The 21,755-nt window shown below is 65.5% G+C and carries 21 protein-coding genes; 8 read left to right on the top strand and 13 right to left on the bottom strand.

Features of this window, described 5'->3' with window-relative positions; genetic code table 11:
* Positions 1–58: 58 nt before the first annotated feature.
* The 3 genes from IAG39_RS15770 to proC all read right to left on the bottom strand — a co-directional run bounded on the left by IAG39_RS15770 (position 59) and on the right by proC (position 3,005).
* The gene (locus tag IAG39_RS15770) at positions 59–1,174 is read right to left on the bottom strand and encodes a high-affinity branched-chain amino acid ABC transporter substrate-binding protein (protein ID WP_059375890.1); all 1,116 of its coding nucleotides are present in this window, start codon (positions 1,172–1,174) and stop codon (positions 59–61) included.
* 431 nt (positions 1,175–1,605) lie between these two features.
* Positions 1,606–2,175 carry a queuosine precursor transporter gene (locus IAG39_RS15765; RefSeq protein WP_059375887.1) on the bottom strand — a complete coding sequence of 190 codons (570 nt, stop codon included), beginning with the start codon at positions 2,173–2,175 and terminating at the stop codon, positions 1,606–1,608.
* Positions 2,172–3,005 (bottom strand): pyrroline-5-carboxylate reductase, encoded by an 834-nt coding sequence (gene proC, locus IAG39_RS15760; protein ID WP_118932469.1) that lies wholly within the window; start codon positions 3,003–3,005, stop codon positions 2,172–2,174. The genes IAG39_RS15765 and proC overlap by 4 nt, the downstream gene beginning before the upstream one ends.
* Positions 3,006–3,198: 193 nt before the next feature.
* Between proC and ugpB the strand changes: the two genes are divergently transcribed.
* The 4 genes from ugpB (at position 3,199) to IAG39_RS15740 (ending at position 7,682) form a co-directional block, all read left to right on the top strand.
* Positions 3,199–4,512, top strand: a complete 1,314-nt coding sequence (ugpB, locus tag IAG39_RS15755) for a sn-glycerol-3-phosphate ABC transporter substrate-binding protein UgpB (RefSeq protein ID WP_059375879.1) — start codon at positions 3,199–3,201, stop codon at positions 4,510–4,512.
* A 198-nt stretch (positions 4,513–4,710) separates the two neighbouring features.
* Entirely contained in the window at positions 4,711–5,592 is an 882-nt protein-coding gene (ugpA, locus tag IAG39_RS15750) for a sn-glycerol-3-phosphate ABC transporter permease UgpA (protein ID WP_059375876.1), read from the top strand.
* A 21-nt stretch (positions 5,593–5,613) separates the two neighbouring features.
* Positions 5,614–6,465: a sn-glycerol-3-phosphate ABC transporter permease UgpE gene (gene ugpE / locus IAG39_RS15745; RefSeq protein ID WP_013393954.1), complete on the top strand. Its 852-nt coding sequence runs from the start codon at positions 5,614–5,616 to the stop codon at positions 6,463–6,465.
* Between the two features lie 128 nt (positions 6,466–6,593).
* Positions 6,594–7,682 carry a sn-glycerol-3-phosphate import ATP-binding protein UgpC gene (locus IAG39_RS15740; RefSeq protein ID WP_118932470.1) on the top strand — a complete coding sequence of 363 codons (1,089 nt, stop codon included), beginning with the start codon at positions 6,594–6,596 and terminating at the stop codon, positions 7,680–7,682.
* 83 nt (positions 7,683–7,765) lie between these two features.
* On the opposite strand, the gene IAG39_RS15735 is transcribed toward IAG39_RS15740, so the two are convergent.
* The 5 genes from IAG39_RS15735 to IAG39_RS15715 all read right to left on the bottom strand — a co-directional run bounded on the left by IAG39_RS15735 (position 7,766) and on the right by IAG39_RS15715 (position 13,279).
* The gene (locus tag IAG39_RS15735) at positions 7,766–8,653 is read right to left on the bottom strand and encodes a MipA/OmpV family protein (protein ID WP_059375869.1); all 888 of its coding nucleotides are present in this window, start codon (positions 8,651–8,653) and stop codon (positions 7,766–7,768) included.
* Positions 8,654–8,714: 61 nt separating this feature from the next.
* Positions 8,715–9,809, bottom strand: a complete 1,095-nt coding sequence (locus tag IAG39_RS15730) for a serine hydrolase domain-containing protein (protein ID WP_059375865.1) — start codon at positions 9,807–9,809, stop codon at positions 8,715–8,717.
* A 148-nt stretch (positions 9,810–9,957) separates the two neighbouring features.
* Entirely contained in the window at positions 9,958–11,250 is a 1,293-nt protein-coding gene (locus IAG39_RS15725; protein ID WP_059375862.1) for an ATP-binding protein, read from the bottom strand.
* A complete protein-coding gene (locus IAG39_RS15720) occupies positions 11,243–11,944 on the bottom strand; it encodes a response regulator (protein ID WP_082400978.1) in 702 nt (233 codons plus the stop codon). Before IAG39_RS15720 ends, IAG39_RS15725 begins: the two co-directional genes overlap by 8 nt.
* Positions 11,945–12,151: 207 nt before the next feature.
* A complete protein-coding gene (locus IAG39_RS15715; protein ID WP_059375861.1) occupies positions 12,152–13,279 on the bottom strand; it encodes a branched-chain amino acid ABC transporter substrate-binding protein in 1,128 nt (375 codons plus the stop codon).
* 315 nt (positions 13,280–13,594) lie between these two features.
* Here IAG39_RS15715 and IAG39_RS15710 point away from each other — a divergent pair, with 315 nt between their 5' ends.
* On the top strand, positions 13,595–14,200 hold the full coding sequence (locus tag IAG39_RS15710) for an RBBP9/YdeN family alpha/beta hydrolase (RefSeq protein ID WP_059376180.1): 606 nt from the start codon (positions 13,595–13,597) through the stop codon (positions 14,198–14,200).
* A gap of 67 nt (positions 14,201–14,267) precedes the next feature.
* Here the strand turns inward: IAG39_RS15710 and IAG39_RS15705 are convergent, their stop codons facing one another.
* The 4 genes from IAG39_RS15705 to IAG39_RS15690 all read right to left on the bottom strand — a co-directional run bounded on the left by IAG39_RS15705 (position 14,268) and on the right by IAG39_RS15690 (position 18,465).
* Positions 14,268–14,768 carry a Dps family protein gene (locus IAG39_RS15705; RefSeq protein ID WP_059375859.1) on the bottom strand — a complete coding sequence of 167 codons (501 nt, stop codon included), beginning with the start codon at positions 14,766–14,768 and terminating at the stop codon, positions 14,268–14,270.
* Positions 14,769–14,917: 149 nt separating this feature from the next.
* Positions 14,918–15,868 (bottom strand): LysR substrate-binding domain-containing protein, encoded by a 951-nt coding sequence (locus tag IAG39_RS15700; RefSeq protein ID WP_054454135.1) that lies wholly within the window; start codon positions 15,866–15,868, stop codon positions 14,918–14,920.
* Positions 15,869–15,948: 80 nt separating this feature from the next.
* Entirely contained in the window at positions 15,949–18,039 is a 2,091-nt protein-coding gene (gene recG / locus IAG39_RS15695; protein WP_059375855.1) for an ATP-dependent DNA helicase RecG, read from the bottom strand.
* Positions 18,040–18,078: 39 nt separating this feature from the next.
* Positions 18,079–18,465 carry a Rid family detoxifying hydrolase gene (locus IAG39_RS15690; RefSeq protein ID WP_013393965.1) on the bottom strand — a complete coding sequence of 129 codons (387 nt, stop codon included), beginning with the start codon at positions 18,463–18,465 and terminating at the stop codon, positions 18,079–18,081.
* Positions 18,466–18,673: 208 nt separating this feature from the next.
* Here IAG39_RS15690 and IAG39_RS15685 point away from each other — a divergent pair, with 208 nt between their 5' ends.
* Positions 18,674–18,841, top strand: coding sequence for a YhfG family protein (locus IAG39_RS15685; RefSeq protein WP_118932472.1), 168 nt, complete (start codon positions 18,674–18,676; stop codon positions 18,839–18,841).
* 135 nt (positions 18,842–18,976) lie between these two features.
* Here IAG39_RS15685 and IAG39_RS15680 read toward each other — a convergent pair whose 3' ends face one another.
* Positions 18,977–19,891, bottom strand: a complete 915-nt coding sequence (locus IAG39_RS15680; protein WP_118932473.1) for a LysR family transcriptional regulator — start codon at positions 19,889–19,891, stop codon at positions 18,977–18,979.
* Between the two features lie 98 nt (positions 19,892–19,989).
* Here IAG39_RS15680 and IAG39_RS15675 point away from each other — a divergent pair, with 98 nt between their 5' ends.
* On the top strand, positions 19,990–21,348 hold the full coding sequence (locus IAG39_RS15675; RefSeq protein WP_118932474.1) for an acyclic terpene utilization AtuA family protein: 1,359 nt from the start codon (positions 19,990–19,992) through the stop codon (positions 21,346–21,348).
* The gene (locus IAG39_RS15670) at positions 21,345–21,728 is read left to right on the top strand and encodes a hypothetical protein (protein WP_118932475.1); all 384 of its coding nucleotides are present in this window, start codon (positions 21,345–21,347) and stop codon (positions 21,726–21,728) included. Before IAG39_RS15675 ends, IAG39_RS15670 begins: the two co-directional genes overlap by 4 nt.
* The last annotated feature ends 27 nt before the right edge of the window (positions 21,729–21,755 follow it).

Raw genomic sequence — 21,755 nt, 5'->3', positions numbered from 1 at the left:
TACGGCAGAACGAGGACGACAGGCCCTACACGCCGGCGACGCCGGCGGGATCGCGAGTTTACAGCTGGGTCTTCTTGCCGTCCTTATCCCATTTATAGACGGCGAACTCGAAGTTCTTCAGGTCGCCCTTGGCGTCGTACTCGACCTTGCCGATGCCGGTGTTGAAAGTGGTCTTGTGCATGTAGTCGGCCACCTTGGCGGGGTCTTCGCCCACCGCGTTGATGCTGTCCGCCAGGATCTGCACGGCGGCGTACGCCGGCATCTGGAAGGCGCCGTCCGGATCGCGCTTGGCGTCCTTGAAGGCCTTCACGATGCTCTCGTTGCCGGGCAGCTTGGTGAAGTCGGCCGGCAGCGTGACCAGCAGGCCGTCGATGGCCGGGCCGGCGATCGCCACCAGATCCTGGTTGGCGGTGCCTTCCGGACCCATGAACTGGACCTTCAGGCCTTGTTCACGCGATTGGCGCAGCAACAGACCCAGCTCGGGGTGGTAGCCGCCGAAATAGACGAGGTCCACGCCAGCCGACTTGAGCTTGGTGATGATGGCCGAGTAATCGCTGTCGCCGACGTTGATGCCTTCGAACATGGCGACGTTCACGCCTTCCTTGCCCAGCGAATCGCGGACCTGGGTGGCCACGCCCGAACCGTAGGTCTGCTTGTCATGCAGCACGGCGACCTTCTTCGGCTTCAGGGTCTTGGCGATGTAGTTGGCGGCGTACGGACCTTGCTGGTCGTCGCGGCCGATGGTGCGGAAGAAGTAATGCGGCTTGATCGTGTCGGTGACCAGCGGCGAGGTCGCGCCCGGGGTGATGCCGACGATGCCCTCTTCCTCGTAGACCTTGACGGCAGCCACGGTCACGCCCGAGCACGCATGGGCCACGGCGAACTTGGCGCCGGAGTTGACCACGCGGTTGGCGGCCGGCACGGCCTGCTTGGGTTCGCAGCCGTCATCGATGAGGATGGGTTCGAGCTTCTTGCCCTTGACGCCGCCCTTGGCGTTGATGGTCTCGATCGCGGTCAATGCGCCGGCCTGGATCTGGTCGCCGTATTGCGTATTGGGGCCGGTCATGGGCTGGGGAATGCCGATCTTGATCGTGTCGGCGGCGTGCGCGGCGCCAGCCAAGGCAAGTGCCCCAAGCGCCATGGCTACCGGGGTAAGGCGATTCAGAAACTTCATGCGGAGTTCTCCAGCGAGGTTTTGAGCGGCTCTGTCCGACGCGGTTTATCGGTTGGGTAATCCGTTAATCCTCGTCGCCCGTCGCCGGCTTCTTGGGCAAAAACACGGTGTGGCCGGTATTCTGGAAGCAAGCCGCCATACTGTCACTGCGTGTAATCCCCAATATTTTGGCGCGCACCTTTAATCGTGACGGATAGCCGGGGCAAACCCATGAAATCGTTGGAGAATCCGCAAGAAAATCGTATTTATCATCTGGCGCGCCATCCGAAATTGTGCTTTGGGATATATATAGCCGCCGATTAATACGCTGTTTAAAGACGCATTTAAATACAGTGCTTACGCAGGACTTACGAATAATAATTAACGTGCGTAGTTATTCACTGGATTAAAGCCCGGGGCGGCCTGAAGACCACAGGCGCCCCGCCGCATGCTCAGGCATTGGCCGGCTTGGCCAGATTCCACATCAGCGCCCGGAAAGGCGCCAGCATGCTGATATTGACCGCGAGCTTGATCGCCAGGTCGCCCATCATCCAGGTCATCCAGGGCGCGCCGGTAGCCGCGAAAGCCACGCTGAAGAACACGGCCGTGTCCAGGATGGCGCCAAGCACGCCCGACACCAAGGGCGCGCGCCACCAGCGCTGGTCGCGCAATCGGTCGAACACCTGGATGTCGACCAGTTGCGCGCAGATATAGGCCAGGCCCGAAGCCAGCGCGATGCGCGGCGAGGCCACCCATACCGACACGACCAGGGCGGCGGCAAAACCGAACCAGACCACTCGGCGCGCGGCCGCCGGGCCGAAACGGCGATTCAGCACGTCCGTGACCAGGAAGGCGACCGGATAGGACAGCCCGCCCCAGGTCAGCCAGTCATTCAGCGGCACCTGCACCAGGATGTTCGAACCGACCACCACCACCAGCATGCACAGCACGGCGATGGCGAATTGCGGCCGGCTCATGAGCGCAAAGCGCCGGGAGCCCGCGCTCCCGTCCGCGGCCGTCATTTGCCGAACTCCTCCGCCAGCTCGCGCGAGCGTTGGGCGGCGGCCGCCATGGCGTCTTCGACGATGCCGGCAAACCCGGCCGCGCCGAACGCATTGAGCGCCGCGGCCGTGGTGCCGCCCTTGGACGTCACACGTTCGCGCAGCGTGGCCAGCGGTTCAGAAGACTCGGCGGCAAGGCGCGTCGCCCCAGCCAGCGTGCCCAACGCCAATTGCTTGGCTTGCTCGGCCGTCAGGCCGACCTTCTGCCCGCCGGCCACCAGCGCTTCCAGGAACAGGAACACATACGCCGGGCCGCTGCCCGACAACGCGGTCACGCCATCGAGCGCGGCGTCGTCGGCGACCCACACCACGTCGCCCACGCTGGACAGCAATCGGGCCGCCAGGTCGCGGTCGGCTGCGTCCACCCCATCCAGGGCCGCCAGGCCGGTGATGCCGGCGCCCACCAGGGCCGGCGTGTTCGGCATGCAGCGCACCAGGCGCTTGAACGGCGCGTCGGGCGTGCCTAGCCAGGCGGCCAGCGTATCGGCGCGGATGCCGGCCGCCACGCTTACCACCAAAGTGTCTTCACGCAACCATTGACGCGTGGAAGCCACAACGTCCTTCATGTTCTGTGGCTTGACAGCGAACACCCAGACCCGGCACCGCGCCAGGGCCTCGCCCGGAGCCGTCGCGGTGGTCATGCCGCGAGCCTGCCAGGCGGCATGCGAATCCTGGTTTATGTCAATGACATGTATGTTGCCGGCGGCGCATACTTTGCCGGCCAGGCCGGAGGCCAGCGCAGCGGCCATATTGCCGCCACCGATGAACGCAATCGAAAGTTCGTTTTTCATAGGGGCCGATTGTAAACGGGAGTTCTCGTTGGGAAAAAAAAGAAAAATGTTCGTTCGCGCCTAAAACGCGCAATTTGACAGGCGTTTGGAGTGATGTGAAAGTCACGGTTTTGTCACAAACAATTCATAAGGTGTCGTGTTTTCTGCGCCCGGACAACCCGGTCGCGTCACGCCCAACTGGAGGAACCTCTCTATGCGATCCCACCGTATTGCCTTAACCTTTGCCGCCATCATGACGGCTTTCGCAGGCGCCTCCGCGCATGCCGCCACCGAGATCCAATTCTGGCACTCGATGGAAGGCGCGCTGGGCGACCGCGTGAACGGCCTGGTCGACGAATTCAACAAAAAGAACCCCGACTACCAAGTCAAGGCAGTCTACAAGGGCAACTACGGTGAATCCATGAACGCCGGCATCGCCGCGTTCCGCGCCGGCAACGCCCCGGACATCCTCCAGGTGTTCGAAGTCGGCACCGCCACCATGATGTACGCCAAGGGCGCCATCAAGCCGGTCCAGCAGATGTCGGAAGAAGTCGGCAACCCGATCGATCCGAAGGAATTCATCGGCGCCGTGGCCGGCTACTACTCGTCGGCCGACGGCAAGCTGGTGTCGATGCCCTTCAACAGCTCGACCGTGGTGTTCTACTACAACAAGGACGCCTTCAAGAAGGCCGGCCTGGACGCCGACAAGCCGCCCAAGACCTGGGAAGAGCTGGCTGCCGCCGGCCAGAAGCTGAAGGCCGCCGGCCAGGAATGCGGCTACACCACCTCCTGGCCGTCGTGGGTCCAGCTGGAAACGTTCTCGGCCTGGCATAACGTGCCGTACGCCACCAAGGACAACGGTTTCGGCGGCCTGGACGCCCGCATCGCCATCAACACCCCGCTGCACGTGCGCCACCTGGAAAACCTGGCCAAGCTGGGCAAGGAAGGCATCTTCATGTACGGCGGCCGCGGCGACGAGCCGAACTCGCTGTTCATCAGCGGCAAGTGCGCCATGATCACCGGCTCGTCCGGCCTGCGCGCCAACATCGCCAAGAACGCCAAGTTCGAATTCGGCACCTCGACCCTGCCCTACTACGCCGACGTGCAAGGCGCGCCGCAGAACACCATCATCGGCGGCGCTTCGCTGTGGGTCTTCGCCAACAAGAAGCCGGAAACCTACAAGGGCGTGACCGCGTTCTTCAAGTTCCTGGCCAGCCCGGAAATCGCCGCCCGCTGGCACCAGCAGACCGGCTACGTGCCTGTCACCAAGGCCGCTTACGAGCTGACCAAGAAGGACGGCTTCTACGACAAGAACCCGGGCACCGAAGTCGGCGTCAAGCAGCTGAACGTCGAAACCACCGCGCAATCGCGCGGCCTGCGCCTGGGCTTCCTGCCGCAGATCCGTGAAATCGAAGACGCCGAAATCGAACGCATCGTTTCGGGCAAGGTCAGCGCCAAGGACGGCGCCGACAACATCGTCAAGCGCGGCAACGAACTGCTGGAAAAATTCGAGAAGAGTGTAAAGTAACGCCCTTCCGCGACGCCAGCCCAGTCCTGTCAATCGGTATTTTCCATGCCGTAACAAGGACTTGGGCTGTTTTGCACTAGGCAGTACAAGGCTTAAGGCCCTGGGGTTTTTAGGGTTTTAAGCCTGTCGCATTTTACGAAAGCGGTTTCAGGCGGCGGTTACTCCAACCGCCGCTTTTCTGTACCTTGGGTTCCCCCTATGGAAAAACGTGTTGTATTCGGGCACAAGACCTTGCCCTATCTGCTGCTCCTGCCGCAGATCATCATTACCGTGGTCTTCTTCTTCCTGCCGGCCGGCCAGGCCATGTGGCAATCGCTGCGGCTGGAAGATGCATTCGGCTTGTCCTCCGAGTTCGTCGGGCTGGACAACTTCATGGAACTGTTCTCGCAACAGGCCTACCTGGATTCCTTCCGCGTCACCGCCGTGTTCTCGATCCTCGTGGCGGTGGTCGGGCTGGGCGTGTCCTTGCTGCTGGCCGTCATGGCAGATCGCGTCATCCGCGGCGCCGGGCTCTACAAGACACTGCTGATCTGGCCCTATGCCGTGGCGCCCGCCGTCGTCGGCGTGCTGTGGCTGTTCCTGTTTTCGCCTTCCGTCGGCATCCTGGCCGTGGCCCTGCGCCATGCCGGCGTCGACTGGAATCCGCGCCTGGACGGCAACCAGGCCATGACCCTGGTGCTGATCGCCGCGGTATGGAAGCAGGTGTCGTACAACTTCCTGTTCTTCCTGGCCGGCCTGCAATCGATTCCGCGCTCGCTCATCGAAGCCGCCGCGATCGACGGCGCCAGCCCGTCGCGCCGCTTCTGGAGCATCGTGTTCCCGCTGCTCTCGCCCACCACGTTCTTCCTGCTGGTGGTCAACATCATCTATGCCTTCTTCGACACCTTCGCCGTGGTGGACACCACCACGCAGGGCGGTCCGGGCACGTCGACCTCCATCCTGGTCTACAAGGTGTACAGCGACGGCTTCCGCGGCCTGGACCTCGGTTCGTCCGCGGCGCAGTCGGTGGTGCTGATGTTCATTGTGATTGCCTTGACGGTCGTGCAGTTCCGCTACGTCGACCGCAAAGTGCAGTATTGATTTTGTCCGAGGCTATAAACAATGGTTGAACGCCGTCCCTGGCTGGATATTCTGGCCCACGTCATCCTGCTTTGCGGCGTGGCGATGGTGGCATTTCCGCTCTATGTCACTTTCGTCGCGTCCACCCAGACCGCGCAGGAAGTGGCGTCCGCGCCGATGTCCCTCATCCCCGGCAAGCATTTCGTCGACAACTACATGCAGGCGCTGTTCGGCGGCTCGTCCGGCGGTTCGTCGGGCGCGCCCGTGGGCCGCATGATGTACGTCAGCCTGATCATGGCGCTGGCGATTTCCATCGGCAAGATCGCCATCTCGCTGCTGTCGGCCTTCGCGGTGGTGTACTTCCGCTTCCCCGGCCGCATGTTCTTCTTCTGGATGATCTTCGTCACGCTGATGCTGCCCGTCGAAGTCCGCATCGCGCCCACCTACAAGGTCGTGGCCGACCTCGGCCTGCTCAACAGCTACGCCGGCCTGACCCTGCCGCTGATCGCCTCGGCGACCGCGACCTTCCTGTTCCGCCAGTTCTTCCTGACGGTGCCTGACGAGCTGATCGAGGCCGCGCGCATCGACGGCGCGGGTCCGGTGCGCTTCTTCCGCGACGTGCTGCTGCCCTTGTCCAAGACCAGCATCGCCGCGCTGTTCGTGATCCAGTTCATCTACGGCTGGAACCAATACCTGTGGCCGCTGCTCGTGACCACGCAGGAAGACATGTACCCCGTCGTCATCGGCATCAAGCGGATGATCAGCGGCGGCGACAGCGTGACCGAATGGAACATCACCATGGCCACCGCCATGCTCGCGATGATCCCGCCGGCGCTGGTCGTCATCCTGATGCAGAAATGGTTCGTCAAGGGTCTGGTCGACACTGAAAAATGACCCCCACGCCGCGCCTTCGGCTTGCTGCCCCCCAGGGGGGCGTTTTCATCTTGAGACGGCTCGGCGATGAAAAGGTGCCCCCTGCCCGCCCTCGCCCACCCGAACACGACTCCGAACACGAATAACTCATGGCTACTCTCAGCTTCCGTAACGTCAAGAAAACCTACGCCGGCAATGTGCCGGTCATCCATGGCATCGACATGGACGTCAAGGACGGTGAATTCATCGTCATCGTCGGCCCCTCGGGCTGCGGCAAATCCACGCTGATGCGCATGGTCGCCGGCCTGGAAACCGTCACCAGCGGCGAAATCCTCATTGACGACAAGGTCGTCAACAACCTGGAACCCGCCGAGCGCGACATCGCGATGGTGTTCCAGAACTACGCGCTCTACCCGCACATGACCGTGTTCGAGAACATGGCCTACGGCTTGAAGATCCGCAAGTTCTCCAAGGACGAGATCAAGAAGCGCGTGGATGTGGCCGCGCAGATCCTGGAACTCGGCCACCTGTTGGACCGCCGCCCGCGCGCGTTGTCCGGCGGACAACGCCAGCGCGTGGCCATGGGCCGCGCCATCGTGCGCGAACCCAAGGTGTTCCTGTTCGACGAACCGCTGTCGAACCTGGACGCCAAGCTGCGGGTGGCGATGCGCCTGGAAATCATGAAGCTGCATCGCCGCCTGGGCACCACCAGCCTGTACGTGACCCACGACCAGGTCGAAGCCATGACGCTGGCCCACCGCATGATCGTCATGTACCAGGGTGTGCCTGAACAGATCGGCACGCCGATGGAAGTATTCGAAAAGCCCGCCTCGACCTTCGTCGCCGGCTTCATCGGTTCGCCGCCGATGAACCTGATGGAAGTGAACGTGGCCGGCGACGGCACGGTGCAGACGCTGGACGGCATCGCGCTGGATATCTCGCCGCTGCAGGTGCCCTCCCAGGTGCGCGGCCGCAAGATCATCATGGGCATGCGTCCCGAGCACATGCTGCTGAACACCCAGGGCGTGCCGGCCGAAGTCGAAATGGTCGAAACGCTGGGCTCCGAACAGCTGGTCCACAGCCGCTGCGGCAAGAACATGCTGGTCGTGCGTTGCACCACGCGCCAGCTGTCCGAGTCCTCGGCCAAGGTCGGCGACCGCGTCAACCTGGGCCCGGACGGCCGCCATCCGCTGCATTGGTTCGAGGCCGACAGCGGCCGCCGCGTGCAAGGCCTGTAAACCATCCCTGGCCGGAAGCCGGCGGCAATGCCCGCCCGCTTCCGCCTAGCCCGCTCCCGTCCGGGAACGGGCTTTTCCCCCGATCAATACGAGTACGTCATCATGGTGCCGATGGAGTACTGCGCACGGTCCCGCACGATGGGACTGTCCGCCGCGTCGCCATACAGGCGCCGGGCTTCCGCCGCCGTGGTCCACGACCAGGACTTGGAGAGCGGCACGGTCCACGTCGCGCCCAGGCCCACGCTTTCCAGGCCGCCCTTGGGCGTGTACTTGCGATAGCCCGAGTTCGCCGACTGCTTGCCGCTCACGCCATACCAGGTGCGCATGTAGTTGCCGTCGCCGAAGGTGCCGGACAAGGCCAGCGAGATCGCTCCGGCGCTGCCTTCGTATACGGTGGTGCTGGCTCCCAGGTTGAACATCGTGTAGGCGCTGCCCACGTCCCGGTCATCGCCCTTCTTGAAGGCATGCGCGATCGTGGCCGACAGGGTCACCGGGCCCAGCGTGGTTTCGGCATCCATGCCGATCTGCGCACGGCTCTTGATGTCGCCCATGCCGCGCAACTTGTCCGAGCCCTGGTAGCCCTTCTTGTGGTCCTTGCGCGCCGCGCTGGGCTGCAGATAGAAGCTGAATGTGCTGTTCAGCGCGTGCGTCTCCCAGCCGAGGCCGCGGTCGGTACCGAGGAAGAAGCCGCCCGGACTGCGCACGCCTGCGCCGAAGATCGGCGTCGCGGAGTACTCGTCGCTGCCGCTGTAGCGCGGCGCGTAGCCTGCGCCCAGCGTGCCGTAGAACAGCCATTCGTCCGCCGGCCCCTCCCCGGTCGCCACCGTCAACCCGCGCGAGCTGGCCCCGCGCTGGCCGTAGACGGAACTGTTCGCAGCGTCATCGGCCAGGGACAGTCCCGGGACTAAAGCCAGCAGACACGCGACGCCGGCGCCGCGTTTAAACAGGGTGGAACGGATTTTTCGCTTCATAACAGCTTCCAAGAAACGAGGTTGAGGGGGGATAAAACCGGGGAGCCGGGAACGGCCCGATCTATTGGGCGATTGCGCCCTGCTTGGCCTGGCGCATCAGCGCCATCGCCATCGTCGACACCGAGGCCACCAACGGCTCGCTCGTGTCGGAATTGCTCATGACCAGCACTGCGAGCTTGTCGCGCGGAGCCAGCACCAGGCGCGAATGGAAGGCTTCGGTGGCGCCGCTATGCAGGCGCAATGGCGTGCCGGCGATATCGTCGCCACAGGGCGCTGCCAGCCAGGACAAGGCCAGACGGCACTCCAGCGCCAAGCCGCCTTCCACCGTTTCCATGTCGAGCACGGCGCGGGCCGAGTCGGCATTGAGTATCCGGCGCCCTTCGTAGACGCCGTCGGCGAACAACATGCTGGAGAAGCGCGCCATCTCCGAGGTGCTGAGCCACAGGCCGTCGGCCGCTTCATTGGGCTGGGGCGCCTCGGTCCAGGGCGCGCCGCGACGGTAGCCCGAGGCTCGCAATTCGAGCATGCGCGGGTCGGGATGGAACCCGGCGCGCGGCATGTTCAGCGGCTGCAGGATGGTGCGGCGCACGTAGGTGTCGAACGGTTCGCTCGCCACGTGCGCGACCATGTCGCCCAACAGGGCGTAGGCCATGTCCGCGCGTGCGCGCCCCATGGTGTCTTCCAACGATCCAGGGTGCACGGCCAGAAGATTGCGGGCGGTGAAGGGATGCGTGCCCAGCCATTGCATGGCGCCGCGGCGCGGTTGGATGTCCCAATCGGGCAGCGCCTGCGAGGCGGGCTGGTCCAGCGCCAGGCGTCCGTCGTCGGCAGCGCGCAGCACGCCCGCGGCCGTGACGATCTTGGTGATGGTCCCTACGCGATACAGCGTGTCGCTGGTGGCGCTGCGATGGCGCAGCGGGTCCGCGTAGCCGAAGCCCGTGCTCCACACCACGCGCTGGTCGTCGACGATGGCGATCGACAGGCCCGGCACGCCGGAGGCGTCCATGTCATAGGGGATGCGCTGGGCCAGATAACCCACCACCGCCTTGTAGTCGCCCTGGGCGATCGGAGGCGGCGCTTCGGGAGGCACGCCCTGGCAACCGCCCGCGGCGACCAGCAACATACCTACGGCAACCAGGCGGCTGAGGGAAAACATGGCTAGCGGCAAGACCTCTGAAGAGAACTGCCGTCATGCTATCCAGGCGCCTGCCCGCGATCTTTCCCGCTTTGTATGGAGTTTGTGAAGATTGCGGCGGCGGATTGTGAAGTTTGTTTACGTTGTGCCGCGCCGCGGCCGCCAGCCTTCAGGCGGTCTTCCAGGCAATCACGAAACGCGCGCCGCCCAGGGGGCTGTCGCTCGCCTGCACGGTCCCGTTGTGCCAGCGAGCCACCCGGCTCACGATGGCCAGGCCCAGCCCGACTCCGCCCGTCCCGCGGTCGCGGCTTTCGTCCAGGCGGATGAAGGGTTCGAAAATGCGCTCGCGGTCGGCTGGCGGGATGCCGGGGCCGTCGTCGTCCACGATCAGCACGTACTCGCGCGCGCCCGGACTGATCAAGCTGACCTGGACCTGCCGGCCAGCATGCCGGATGGCGTTCTGCAGCAGGTTGAGCAAGGCACGCGTCATGTAGCGTTGGTGCAGGTGCACCTCGGGCACCTGGCACAGCGCCACTTCGCAGCGCACGCCCGACACGCCGGCCTCGAAGCCGGCATGCTGCACCACCGAATCCAGCCAGCCGCGCGCGTCCTGCGGTTGCAGCGCCACGCCGTCGCCCTTGTGCTCCAGGCGGGCGTACATCAGCAATTCCGAGGCCATGGCGTCCAGCTCGGCCACGTCGCTCTTCATTTCCTCGACCAATCGCCTGCGCGCGGCGGGGTCGTCCTCGCGGTCCATCATGTCCAGTTCGAACGACAGACGCGCGATCGGCGTGCGCAACTCGTGCGACACGGCATTGGTCAGGTCGCGCTGGTTGCCTACCAAGGCGCTGATGCGGTCGGACATCTGGTTGAAGGTATCGCCCAGGTTGCGGATGCTGGAATGGCGCGACAGGCGCGCCCGGGCTTGCAGGTCGCCCTGCCCCATGCGCAAGGCGGCGGTCTTCAGCGCTTCCAGGTCGCGCCAGATGGGCAGCGCCCACACCAGCATGAAGGCGCACAGCAACAGGCCCAGGGCGGAATACACCGCGGCCATCAGCCAGGGGGCGATGGATGGTTCCGGCGGCAGCTTGACCTCCAGCCATTGCCTGCCCGGACCGGGAATCGCCGCCACGAAGGTCTGCTGCTTGTCGCGCACGAAGAAGCTGCCGGACTCCACCATGGCGCGTTCGTCCTCGGTGGCGCCATAGCTGTCGGCGTCGACCACCCTGAGGGCCAGGCCGTAGTGCGGCGCCAGCGCGTCGCGCACGTGCGCCTCGCGCTCGGCGGGCAGTACGCGGCCCAGTTCCTGCACCAGGCTGTGGATCTGGCCACGCACCGCTTCGCGCGTGTAGGCATCGCTGACGGGTTCGAAGAAGTAGTTGGCGGACCGGTCCACCACTTCGTTGGAAATGACGAAGCCCACCGCCAGCACCACGAACAGCCGCAGGACAAACTTAAGCATCACCGCCCTCGTGCGCCTTGGGCGAGAACAGATAGCCCTTGCCCCACACGGTCTTGATGCGCGCCGGATCGCGCGGGTCGTCATCCAGCTTGCGCCGCAGCTTGCTGACGCAGACGTCCACGCTGCGGTCCAGGCCGTTGAATTCGATGCCGCGCACCGCGTTGAGCAGGTCGTCGCGGGTCAGCACCTGGCCGGCCTGGCTGGCCAGCGCCCAGAGCATCTCGAACTCCATCGTGGTCAGGTCCACTTCGGAACCGGCATGGACCACGGCGCGCGTACGACGATCTATCACCAGAGGGCCGAACTCCAGGCGCTCCGGCGGCTCGTCCAGCTGACTATGCCGGCGCAGCAACGCGCGCACCCGCGCCAGCAGCACACGGGGCTCCACGGGCTTGATGACATAGTCGTCCGCGCCGGACTCCAGGCCCAGGATCTGGTCCAGGTCGTCCTCGCGGGCCGTCAGCATCAGGATGGGCGCGGACGAGAACGCGCGCAGATCGCGGCACACCTGCAGGCCATCGCGGCCAGGCAGCATCAGGTCCAGGATGGTGATGGCCGGGTCATGCCTGCGGAATGCCTCCACCGCGTGATCGCCGCGGTAGGCCTGGGCAACATGGAAACCGTGCTGCTCCAGGAACTGCGCAATCAGGCGCGATAGTTTCGGATCGTCTTCGACTAACAAGGCCTTGGTCATGGTGTCCAGACAGAAAAAGTGAGGTCGATGGCGCCGCATTCTACGCAAATGCGGCGGGCGCGCGTTCGACCGGAACGCGCCGCGCCGGTTCCCGGTTCGTCGGAGGAACAAAAAAACCGGGCCGGAAGACTGTCGCTTCCGGCCCGGTTTCCTGCGGAACCGCTAGTGGCTCCGCCGGCGTCGCGGGCCGGCGGCCCGCGCATGGACTTACTTGTAGACGGTCTTGGAACCGTCCTTGTGCCAGGTGAACACGTCGAACTGGAAGTTCGTCAGGTCGCCCTGCTTGTTCCAGGACACCTTGCCGATCGGCGTATCGAAGGAGTTGGCGTGCAGGTACTTGGCGACCTTGGTCGGGTCGTCGCTGCCCGCGCCCTTGATGCCGTCCGCGATGACCTGGGTGGCCGTGTAGGCGGTCATCTGGAAGGCGCCGCTGGCGTTGCGCTTCTTGGCTTCGAAGGCCTTGACGATGTCGGCGTTGGCGGCGTTCTGGGTGAAGTCGGCCGGCAGCGTCAACAGCATGCCTTCGACGGCGTCGCCGGCGATGGCGTTGATGTCGGGGTTGCCCGTGCCTTCCGGACCCATCCACTTGGCCTTCACGCCCTGTTCGGCCGCCTGGCGCAGCAGCAGGCCCATTTCAGGGTGGTAGCCGCCGTAGTAGACGAAGTCCACGCCCTGGCTCTTCAGCTTGGTGATGACGGCCGAGTAGTCGCTGTCGCCGGCGTTGATGCCTTCGAACACGGCGACGGCCACGCCGCCTTTCTCCAGGTCGTTCTTGACCGCGGTGGCGATGCCCTGGCCGTAGGACTGCTTGTCATGCAGCACGGCGACCTTCTTGGGCTTGATCTTTTCCAGGATGAACTTGGCGGCGGCAGGACCTTGCTGGTCGTCGCGGCCGATGGTGCGGAAGATGAACTCGTAGTTCTTGCCGTCGGTCAGCGCCGGCGACGTGGCCGACGGCGTGACCATGACCACGCCTTCGTTGTTGTAGATGTCGGCGGCGGCGATGGTGGCGCCCGAGCACACGTGGCCCACGACGAAACCGATCTTGCTGTTGACCACGCGGTTGGCGGCGACCGGGCCTTGCTTGGGTTCGCAGCCGTCGTCGATCACAACCGTTTCCAGCTTCTTGCCGTTGATGCCGCCGGCGGCGTTGATGCGCTCGACCGCGGTATCGACGCCTTCACGGACCATATCGCCATACTGCGTGACCGCGCCGGTGGTGGGGCCGACCACGCCGATCTTGATGGTTTGCGCTTGCGCTCCCGAGGCAAACGCCAGACCGGCTGCGACGCCCAGCGCTGCAATGACCGGGGTCAGACGAAATACTGGCTTCATGTGTGGACTCCTCTAATGATTTGTAATCGTTAGTTTTTGCACCGGATCGGACGCCGGATCATCTCCAGGCCATGCATGCCTGCTGGACTGCCCTTTGCAGGGGTTTCGGCCCTGGTCACGCCCGGTTGCATTGCGATTGCAGGGCAAGCATACACTGAAAAATAGCCCTTCTCAGGCCAGTTTCGGACCACTTTGACACGCGTCCGATTATTGCGCTGCGGCATTGTTCGCGGGCTGCCCTTATGCCCGCTGGCGTATATGCAAAAGACGATTTATTCGTTTGCGTTACTAAGGCCGCCCGGCATCATGGCCGCCATGAGACTCCAACCGATCATCGTTCCCGGATGGAAAAACTCCGGACCGCAACACTGGCAATCGCGCTGGATGGCCCTGCTGCCGCATGCGCGCCGCGTCGAGCAGCGCGACTGGGAACATCCGACTCCCGGCGAATGGATCGCGGCGCTGGCCACCGAGGTGAACGAGGCCCGCAGTCCCGTCCTCCTGGTCGCGCACAGCCTGGGTTGCCTGATCAGCGCCGCCCTGCCGGTGCCGCTGCGCGCCAAGGTCGCTGGCGCCCTGCTGGTGGCGCCCGCCGACGTGGAGCGCGACAATGCTCCCGCCTGCCTGAGAAACTTCGGGCCGGTGCCGCGCCATTCCCTGCCCTTCCAAAGCGTGGTGGTGGCCAGCGACAACGATCCCTATTGCCAACTGGAACGCGCCCGCGCCTTTGCGCGCGATTGGGGCAGCCGGCTGGTGGTCGTGCCGGGCGCTGGCCACATCAACGCCGAGAGCGGCCTGGACGACTGGCCGCAGGGCCTGAAGCTGCTGGGCGCGCTGCGCCGGCGCGCGGTGTGGCGGGTGACGCCGCCGCCCGAGCGGATCGCGCCCATCCCGGCGCGGCCGCTATCGCATCAGCCCTGAACTCAGTCCTGCTGCTGAAAAAAAACGGAGCCGCGAGGCTCCGTTTTTCATGCGGCGACCGTCGCGATCACTGCAGCAGGCTGCGCAGCATCCAGGCGTTCTTTTCGTGCACGTCCAGGCGCTGCGTCAGCAGGTCGGCCGTGGGCTGGTCGTTGGCGGCATCGGCCTTCTCGAAGGCGGCGCGAGCGGTCTTGGCGACCGATTCGTTGGCGGTCACCAGCAGGCGCACCATTTCCAGGGCCTCGGGCACCGAGTCCGGCTCGGAGATCGAGGACAGCTTGCTGAATTCGCGGTAGGTGCCCGGCGCATAGTGACCCAGCGCGCGGATGCGCTCGGCGATGCTGTCCAGTGCGTTCCACTCTTCCGTGTACTGGGTCATGAACATCAGGTGCAGCGTGTTGAACATGGGCCCCGTGACGTTCCAGTGGAAGTTGTGCGTCATCAGGTACAGCGTGTACGAGTCGGCCAGCAGCTTGGACAGTTCGCCGGCGACGGCGGCGCGGTCCTTGTCCGAGATGCCGATGTTGATGCGCGGAACGCTGGAGGTCTTCTTGGGGGACTTGGCCATTGCTAGCTCCTAGGGATGTATGTGCGAAACAAGGATAACACTGCAAATGCGGCGAAATGCCGCAATATCCGCCGCTTTCATCAATCAGTCCTGCGACCTTTTGACGCGGCGCAAACCGCGCGCGCAACCGCCGGACAGCGGCCCGGAAATCAATCCTGCACCGCCGCCACCTCGTCGGTCAGCATCTTCACGCCGGGTAGCTCGCAGGCATAGACCGCCTGCGCCAGCGCCTCGATGGCGGCCAGCCGCGGGAAGCTGCGACGCCAGGCCAGCACCACGCGGCGCTCCGGCACGTGGCCGTCAAATGGCAGATAGCGCAGCAGGCTGTTGGATGGGGGCTGTTCCGGCACCGCGGTCACGGGCAACACGGTCACGCCAATGCCGGCCGCGACCATATGGCGGATGGTCTCCAGCGATGAGCCTTCGAAGGTGCGCTGAATGCCATCGCTGGCCGCCGAAAAGCGCGACAGCTCGGGACAGACTTCCAGCACCTGGTCGCGGAAGCAATGGCCGCTGCCCAGCAGCAGCATGGTCTGCTGCTTCAGGTCCTGGGCGTCGATCGCCTGGCGCCGGGCCAGCTCGTGGTCATTGGGCACGGCCACCACAAAGGGCTCGTCGTACAAGGGTTGCATGACCAGGCCGGCCTCGGGCAGCGGCAAAGCCATGATGGCGCAATCGATCTCGCCCTGGCGCAGCAGTTCAACCAGCCGCACCGTGAAATTCTCTTGCAGCAACAGCGGCATCTGCGGAGTGCGGCGGATCTGCTCCGGCACCAGCCGCGGCAACAGGTACGGACCGATGGTGTGAATGACGCCGACGCGCAAGGGGCCGGCCAACGGGTCGTGTCCCTGGCGCGCGATCTCCTTGATGCTGGCGCTTTCTTCCAGCACCTTCTGCGCCTGCGCCACGATGCGCTGGCCGATGGGAGTGACGCCGACCTCGGCGCCGCCGCGCTCGAACAGCGTCACGCCCAATTCGTCTTCCAGCTTGCGTATCGCCACCGAGAGCGTGGGCTGGCTGACGAAACAGGCCTCGGCCGCCCGGCCGAAATGCCGTTCGCGCGCGACGGCGACGATGTACTTGAGTTCGGTGAGAGTCATGGTGGACTACGCCCCCGGGGGTTATGCCCCAGCCTTGTGGCTGGCGCTTGCTAGATTGAGATTGGCGGCTGGCTGCATGGTCAAGTGCGCAGGAAATCCTCGCGTCCGCGCATCCAGCGCGCCAGGTGCGCCTCGACCGCGGCCGGATGCTCGGCGCGCAGCCAGACCGCCGCATCGCGTGCGTCTTCGGCGATGGCCGCGTCCGTTTCCAGGTCGGCGAAGCGCAGCAAGGCCATGCCGGACTGGCGCGTGCCCAGGAACTCTCCCGGGCCGCGTTGTTCCAGGTCGCGGCGGGCGATTTCAAAGCCGTCCGAGGTCTCGAACATGGCCCGCAGGCGTTCGCGCGCCACTTGCGACAGCGGCGTCTGATAGAGCAGCACGCATACCGATTCGGCGGTGCCGCGCCCTACCCGGCCGCGCAGCTGATGCAGCTGCGCCAGGCCGAAACGCTCGGCGTGCTCAATCACCATGAGCGAGGCGTTCGGCACGTCCACGCCCACCTCGATCACGGTGGTGGCGACCAGCAGGTCGACTTCGCCATCTCGGAACGCCTGCATCACGGCGGCCTTTTCGGCTTGCGGCAACCGGCCATGCACCAGTCCGATGCGCAGGTCCGGCAAATCGGCGCGCATGCCTTCGTAGGTATCCACGGCGGTCTGGAGTTCCAGGGCCTCGCTTTCCTCGACCAGCGGGCAAACCCAGTAGGCCTGCTGCCCGCCGCGCGCGGCCTGGGCAATGTGGGCGATGACTTCCTCGCGCCTTGCGTCCGACACAAGCTTGGTCAGCACGGGGCTGCGCCCAGGCGGCAGCTCGTCGATGACGGACACATCCAGGTCGGCGAAAAAGGTCATGGCCAACGTGCGCGGAATCGGCGTCGCGCTCATGTTGAGCTGGTGCGGCACATTGCGCCCGCGCACGGTTTCACCCTTGCGGGTCAGCGCCAGGCGCTGCCCGACGCCAAAGCGGTGCTGCTCGTCGACGATGGACAGGCCCAGGCGATGGAATTCGACGTTGTCCTGGATCAGCGCCTGCGTGCCCACGATCAATTGCACGCTGCCGTCAGCCGCGGCCGCCACGGCTTCGCGGCGCGCCTTGGCGGCGAGGCTGCCGCTCAGCCAGGCCACGTTCACGCCCAGCGGCTGCAGCCAGGACACCAGTTTGCGGAAGTGCTGCTCCGCCAGGATTTCGGTGGGCGCCATCAGCGCGACCTGCGCGCCGCTGGCGATGGCCTGGGCGGCGGCGATGGCCGCCACGACCGTCTTGCCGCTGCCCACGTCGCCTTGCAGCAAGCGGTGCATCGGATACGGCTTGGCCAGGTCTGCGGAAATTTCCTGAACCACGCGCTCTTGCGCGCCGGTCAGCTTGAACGGCAAGGCTTCGTACAATCTGGCGACAAGGCCCCCAGCCTCATTGCGCACGGGCAACGATTCCGCTTCCTTGACGCGGCGCGCAGCGCGCGCGGCCGCCAGCGACAGTTGCTGCGCCAGCAGTTCATCGAACTTGATGCGCCGCCAGGCGGGATGGACGCGATCCAGCAAGGCCTGCTCGGACTCGCCCTGCGCTGGCGTATGCAGCGCGCGGATGGCCGGTTCGAACGGCGGCAGGTCGTAACGCGCCCGCGCCTCGTCGGGCAAGGTGTCGGACAGGTCGGCGCGGTCCAGCGCCTGCGCGATGGCACGGCGCAACGTCAGTTGCGGCAGCCCTTCGGTGCTGGGATAGACGGGCGTCAGCGCCGTGGGCAGCGGCGCGTCGGCATTGGTCATGCGCGGATGCACCATCTCGCGCCCGAACAGGCCGCCACGGACCTCGCCGCGCGCACGCAGGCGCTTGCCCACCGTGACTTGCTTCTGCTGGCTGGGGTAGAAATTCAGCCAGCGCAATTGCAGTTCGCCGCTGTCGTCCGCCAGGGTTGCGGTCAGCTGGCGCCGGGGCCGGTAGAGAACCTCGGACTTGGTGATCTCGCCCTCGACCTGCCCGGCAAAACCGGGCCGCAGGGCGCTGATCGGCATGATGCGGGTTTCGTCCTCGTAGCGCAGCGGCAGGTGCAGCACGAAGTCCTCGGGCAGCACCAAACCCAGGTTACGAAGCTTGCGCTCCGTATCCGTCATCGCTTTGCCGGCGCCCTTGTTGTCGGCGCCGGATCGCTTGGAAGCCGCGGCTGCGGCCGGCATGGAGAAACGAACCCCTGGATTGAAAAGTCCGGACGGGCCTTACAGGACCAGAATGGCTTCGACCTCGAACTGCGCGCCCTTGGGCAGGCTGGCCACGCCGATGGTCGAGCGCGCCGGGAACGGCTGGGGAATGATCTCGGCCATGATGGCGTTGGCGGCCGTGAACTTGCCCAGGTCGGTCAGGAACAGCGTCAGCTTGACCACATTGTCCAGCGTGCCGCCGGCAGCCTTGATGACTTCCTGCATGTTGGCGAAAGCCTGACGCACCTGCGCATCGAAGTTCTCGGAGACCAGATCGCCAGTGCCCGGCTCCAGGCCGATCTGGCCCGAGAGATAGACAGTCTTGGTGCCGCTTACGGCAACCGCTTGCGAGTAAGGGCCTACCGCGGCGGGCGCGGTGTCGGTATGGATGATTTGCTTGCTCATGGGCGGAATCCTTCGAAAGTCGGATAGAAACTACAACTATCGAAGTTTATCCAGCAATAGACTTTTGCGAAAGTGGCTGAATGCCGTAGGGTGGCTGCAAGACGGAACATATATGATGCTTCCCGCAAGGCTGGGCCAGCCAAGTCCAATGCGCGCTTCGGCATAATCGTCTGGATACCCCCGCAGCTTCTCAAATGAGGCGTCTCCCTTGAAAAACACCAGCCTCCAAGCCAAGCTGGACTATTGGGCAAAGGTGCGCCGCTCCAACTACGCAGCCAGCCTGCGCCTGGAAGGTTACCCAGTCACGCCCGCCCACGCGCAGCGCGAACTGCCTTCCCGCGAAGCCGTGTTGCGCGCCTATCGCAAGCCTGCCTGACATTGGACAAGTACGGCACCGGACAGGATCCGTACTGCTGCCCCGGCGGTTTCGCGCTACGCAACCGACTGAACATCCGGGACGATTCGTTGCTCGCGCAGGCTGAGCAAGATCTTTCCGAGATCGCCGCCATGACTAGCCAACTCCATGGCATCCCGGGCTATCGATATCCCCCCGATGCTCCCGCAGCAGGTCATACAAGGCCTGCGCTGCGACCGATAGCGTGCGGCCCTTGCGCCGCACCAGGTAGAGCGGCCGGGTCAAGGCCTTGCCGGCCAGCGGCACGATGCGCAGGTCGGCGCCGCCGAAGTGGAACAGCGTCATCGCCGGCACCACCGAGATGCCCAGCCCCGCGCGCACCAGCCCCGTTGCCGTGGCCAGGTGTTCAACCTCGAACACCGGCGCGGGCGCGTCTGCGCCCAGGGCGGCGTCCAGATGCTTGCGCACGCTGCTGCCGCGCGCGAGCTGGATCATGGGATAGCGCAGGATGTCGCGCAGCCGGGCGCGGCCCGCGTCCGCCAGCGGATGGTCGGCCCGGCATACGAGGAAGTAGCGGTCGGCATGCAGGAACTCGCTGTCCAGATCGTTCATGTCTGGCCGCCGCGAAGCCACGGCGAAGTCGACCTGCCCTGCCTGCACCAGATCCAGGCAGGGATCCAGCAGCGCATCGCGCAGGTCCAGCGTGATGCCGGGATAGGCTACGCGAAAGCGCGCCAACAGCCCCGGCAGCCAACCCGCGGCTAGCGAAGGCAAGGCCGCCAGCGCCACCCGCCCACGGCGCCTGGCGGCATGGTCGCGCAGGTCCTCCATGACCAGGTCCATGTCGGCCAGCAGCCTGCGCGCGGTCGCGTCCAGCACCCGCCCTTCGACCGTCAGTTCCACATGGCGCGTGTTGCGGTCGAACAGGCGCAAGCCCGCGCTGTCCTCCAGTTGGCGGATCAGGGCGCTGAAGGCCGGCTGCGTCAGGTGGCAGCGCTGGGCGGCCCGGGTGAAGTGTTTTTCTTCGGCCAGGGCCACGAACGCGCGCAATTGGCGAGCAGACAGATTCATGGGTTTTCTCTATGAATTGATCCGATCTTTCTATTTTACTGATGAGCCGCGCATGCCTATAGTGGGCTCAGACACCTAGACCCCTGCCCTGATTCCGTATGTCCCTAGCCCCCCTCCACATAGGCTGCGCCTCCGGGTTCTCCGGCGACCGCAGCGACGGCGCCGCCGCCGTGGTGCGCACGCTGATCGCCCGCGGCGGCGGCGTGCTGATTTATGAAACGCTGGCCGAGCGCACGCTGGCGCTGGCCCAGTTGGCCCGCAACGAAGATCCGGAGCGCGGCTACGAACCCTTGCTGGACGAACTGGTCGGCCCGGTGCTGGCCGATTGCCTGCGCCACGGCATCCGCATCGTCGGCAACTTCGGCGCGGCGAACCCGCGCGCCGCGGCCCGGCGCATTGCCGCGCTGGCCCGGCAGCAAGGCCTGCCCGCGCCGCGCATCGCGGTGGTGCACGGCGACGCGCTGTCCGGCGATGCGCAACGCGAACTGCTGCGACTACGCCTTGGTGGCGCGCTGGACGGAATGGACGTGGTCAGCGCCACCGCCTACCTCGGCGCCGCCGAGATCGCAGAGGCGCTGCGGGCCGGCGCGCAGATCGTGGTCGCGGGCCGCGTGTCGGACCCATCGCTCACGCTGGGTCCGGCGCTGGCTCATTTCGGCTGGTCCATGGACGATTGGCCGCGGCTGGGCCGCGCCACCATGGCCGGCCACATGCTGGAATGCGGCCTGCAGGTTACCGGCGGCTACTTCTGCGTGCCGGGCCTGAAGGACGTGCCGGACGTGCATGCCGCGGGCTTTCCCATCGCCGAGATCGATGCGGACGGCGAATTCGTGATCGGCAAGGCAGACGGTACGGGCGGCATGGTCGACGCCCGCACGGTCAAGGAACAACTGCTGTACGAGGTGCACGATCCAGCGCGCTACCTGACGCCGGACGTCGTCGCCGACCTGAGCCGCGCCGAGGTGGTCGACCTGGGCGGCGATCGGGTGTCGGTGCGCGGCATCACCGGCCACGCGCGTCCGGCGGAACTCAAGGTCAACGTCTGCTACCGCGGCGGCTGGCTGGCCGAGGCCGAGATCTCCTACGCCGGGGTGCAGGCCGAGGCGCGCGCCCGCTTGGCCGCCGATATCGTGCGCAAGCGCCTGGACCCGGCCCTGCGGCTGCGCGCAGACCTCATCGGCGCCATCAGCATCCTGGGCGACGACGCCGGCAGCATGCTGTCGGCCCTGCCCCCCGGCCATGCGCGCGACGTGCGCCTGCGCATCGCGGCCGAACATCTGGACCGCAAGCTGGCGGAAAGCGTGCTGCGCGAAGTGACCGCGCTTTATACCTGCGGCCCGGCCGGCGGCGGCGGCGTGCGCACCGCGCTGCGCCCGCGCCTGAACATGCTGTCCTGCACCCTGCCGCGCGACGCCGTGCCCAGCGGCTGGACCTTCCTGGAAGAAGCCCCGCAATGAATCCGCCGCTGATCTCAGTCCCCCTATATCGCCTGGCGCACAGCCGTTCCGGCGACAAGGGCGACATCTCCAACCTGAGCCTGATCGCCTGGGACCCGGAATGCTACGACGTGCTGGCGGCACAGGCTACCGAAGCCCGCGTCGCCGCCTGGTTCGCCTACCGCCGCCCCAGCCGCGTCACCCGCTACATGCTGCCCACGCTGCACGCCATGAACTTCGTGCTGGAAGGCGTGCTGGACGGCGGCGTCAACGATGCCCTCAACCTGGATACGCACGGCAAGAGCCTGTCATTCAGATTGCTGGACATGACGGTCGAGGTCAGCCCGGCGCTGGCCGCCCGGCTGCCTGACATACCCGGCGACCGCCCCGCGGCCGCCTGATTTCGATTCCTATAAAAATCCACAGGA

It is taken from the genome of Achromobacter xylosoxidans (genome assembly GCF_014490035.1).
Taxonomy (GTDB): domain Bacteria; phylum Pseudomonadota; class Gammaproteobacteria; order Burkholderiales; family Burkholderiaceae_B; genus Achromobacter; species Achromobacter bronchisepticus_A.
This window is presented reverse-complemented; position numbering and strand designations above follow the sequence as displayed.

What these genes read in the sequence shown, in the direction of transcription:
- recG (WP_059375855.1), bottom strand. Translation starts at nt 18,039, where the DNA reads ATGCCGGCCGCAGCCGCGGCTTCCAAGCGATCCGGCGCCGACAACAAG.
- IAG39_RS15765 (WP_059375887.1), bottom strand. Translation starts at nt 2,175, where the DNA reads ATGACGGCCGCGGACGGGAGCGCGGGCTCCCGGCGCTTTGCGCTCATG.
- IAG39_RS15700 (WP_054454135.1), bottom strand. Translation starts at nt 15,868, where the DNA reads ATGACTCTCACCGAACTCAAGTACATCGTCGCCGTCGCGCGCGAACGG.
- IAG39_RS15730 (WP_059375865.1), bottom strand. Translation starts at nt 9,809, where the DNA reads ATGTTTTCCCTCAGCCGCCTGGTTGCCGTAGGTATGTTGCTGGTCGCC.
- IAG39_RS15710 (WP_059376180.1), top strand. Translation starts at nt 13,595, where the DNA reads ATGAGACTCCAACCGATCATCGTTCCCGGATGGAAAAACTCCGGACCG.
- IAG39_RS15770 (WP_059375890.1), bottom strand. Translation starts at nt 1,174, where the DNA reads ATGAAGTTTCTGAATCGCCTTACCCCGGTAGCCATGGCGCTTGGGGCA.
- IAG39_RS15670 (WP_118932475.1), top strand. Translation starts at nt 21,345, where the DNA reads ATGAATCCGCCGCTGATCTCAGTCCCCCTATATCGCCTGGCGCACAGC.
- IAG39_RS15715 (WP_059375861.1), bottom strand. Translation starts at nt 13,279, where the DNA reads ATGAAGCCAGTATTTCGTCTGACCCCGGTCATTGCAGCGCTGGGCGTC.
- ugpB (WP_059375879.1), top strand. Translation starts at nt 3,199, where the DNA reads ATGCGATCCCACCGTATTGCCTTAACCTTTGCCGCCATCATGACGGCT.
- ugpE (WP_013393954.1), top strand. Translation starts at nt 5,614, where the DNA reads ATGGTTGAACGCCGTCCCTGGCTGGATATTCTGGCCCACGTCATCCTG.
- ugpA (WP_059375876.1), top strand. Translation starts at nt 4,711, where the DNA reads ATGGAAAAACGTGTTGTATTCGGGCACAAGACCTTGCCCTATCTGCTG.
- IAG39_RS15720 (WP_082400978.1), bottom strand. Translation starts at nt 11,944, where the DNA reads ATGACCAAGGCCTTGTTAGTCGAAGACGATCCGAAACTATCGCGCCTG.
- IAG39_RS15675 (WP_118932474.1), top strand. Translation starts at nt 19,990, where the DNA reads ATGTCCCTAGCCCCCCTCCACATAGGCTGCGCCTCCGGGTTCTCCGGC.
- proC (WP_118932469.1), bottom strand. Translation starts at nt 3,005, where the DNA reads ATGAAAAACGAACTTTCGATTGCGTTCATCGGTGGCGGCAATATGGCC.
- IAG39_RS15735 (WP_059375869.1), bottom strand. Translation starts at nt 8,653, where the DNA reads ATGAAGCGAAAAATCCGTTCCACCCTGTTTAAACGCGGCGCCGGCGTC.
- IAG39_RS15690 (WP_013393965.1), bottom strand. Translation starts at nt 18,465, where the DNA reads ATGAGCAAGCAAATCATCCATACCGACACCGCGCCCGCCGCGGTAGGC.
- IAG39_RS15705 (WP_059375859.1), bottom strand. Translation starts at nt 14,768, where the DNA reads ATGGCCAAGTCCCCCAAGAAGACCTCCAGCGTTCCGCGCATCAACATC.
- IAG39_RS15725 (WP_059375862.1), bottom strand. Translation starts at nt 11,250, where the DNA reads ATGCTTAAGTTTGTCCTGCGGCTGTTCGTGGTGCTGGCGGTGGGCTTC.
- IAG39_RS15740 (WP_118932470.1), top strand. Translation starts at nt 6,594, where the DNA reads ATGGCTACTCTCAGCTTCCGTAACGTCAAGAAAACCTACGCCGGCAAT.
- IAG39_RS15680 (WP_118932473.1), bottom strand. Translation starts at nt 19,891, where the DNA reads ATGAATCTGTCTGCTCGCCAATTGCGCGCGTTCGTGGCCCTGGCCGAA.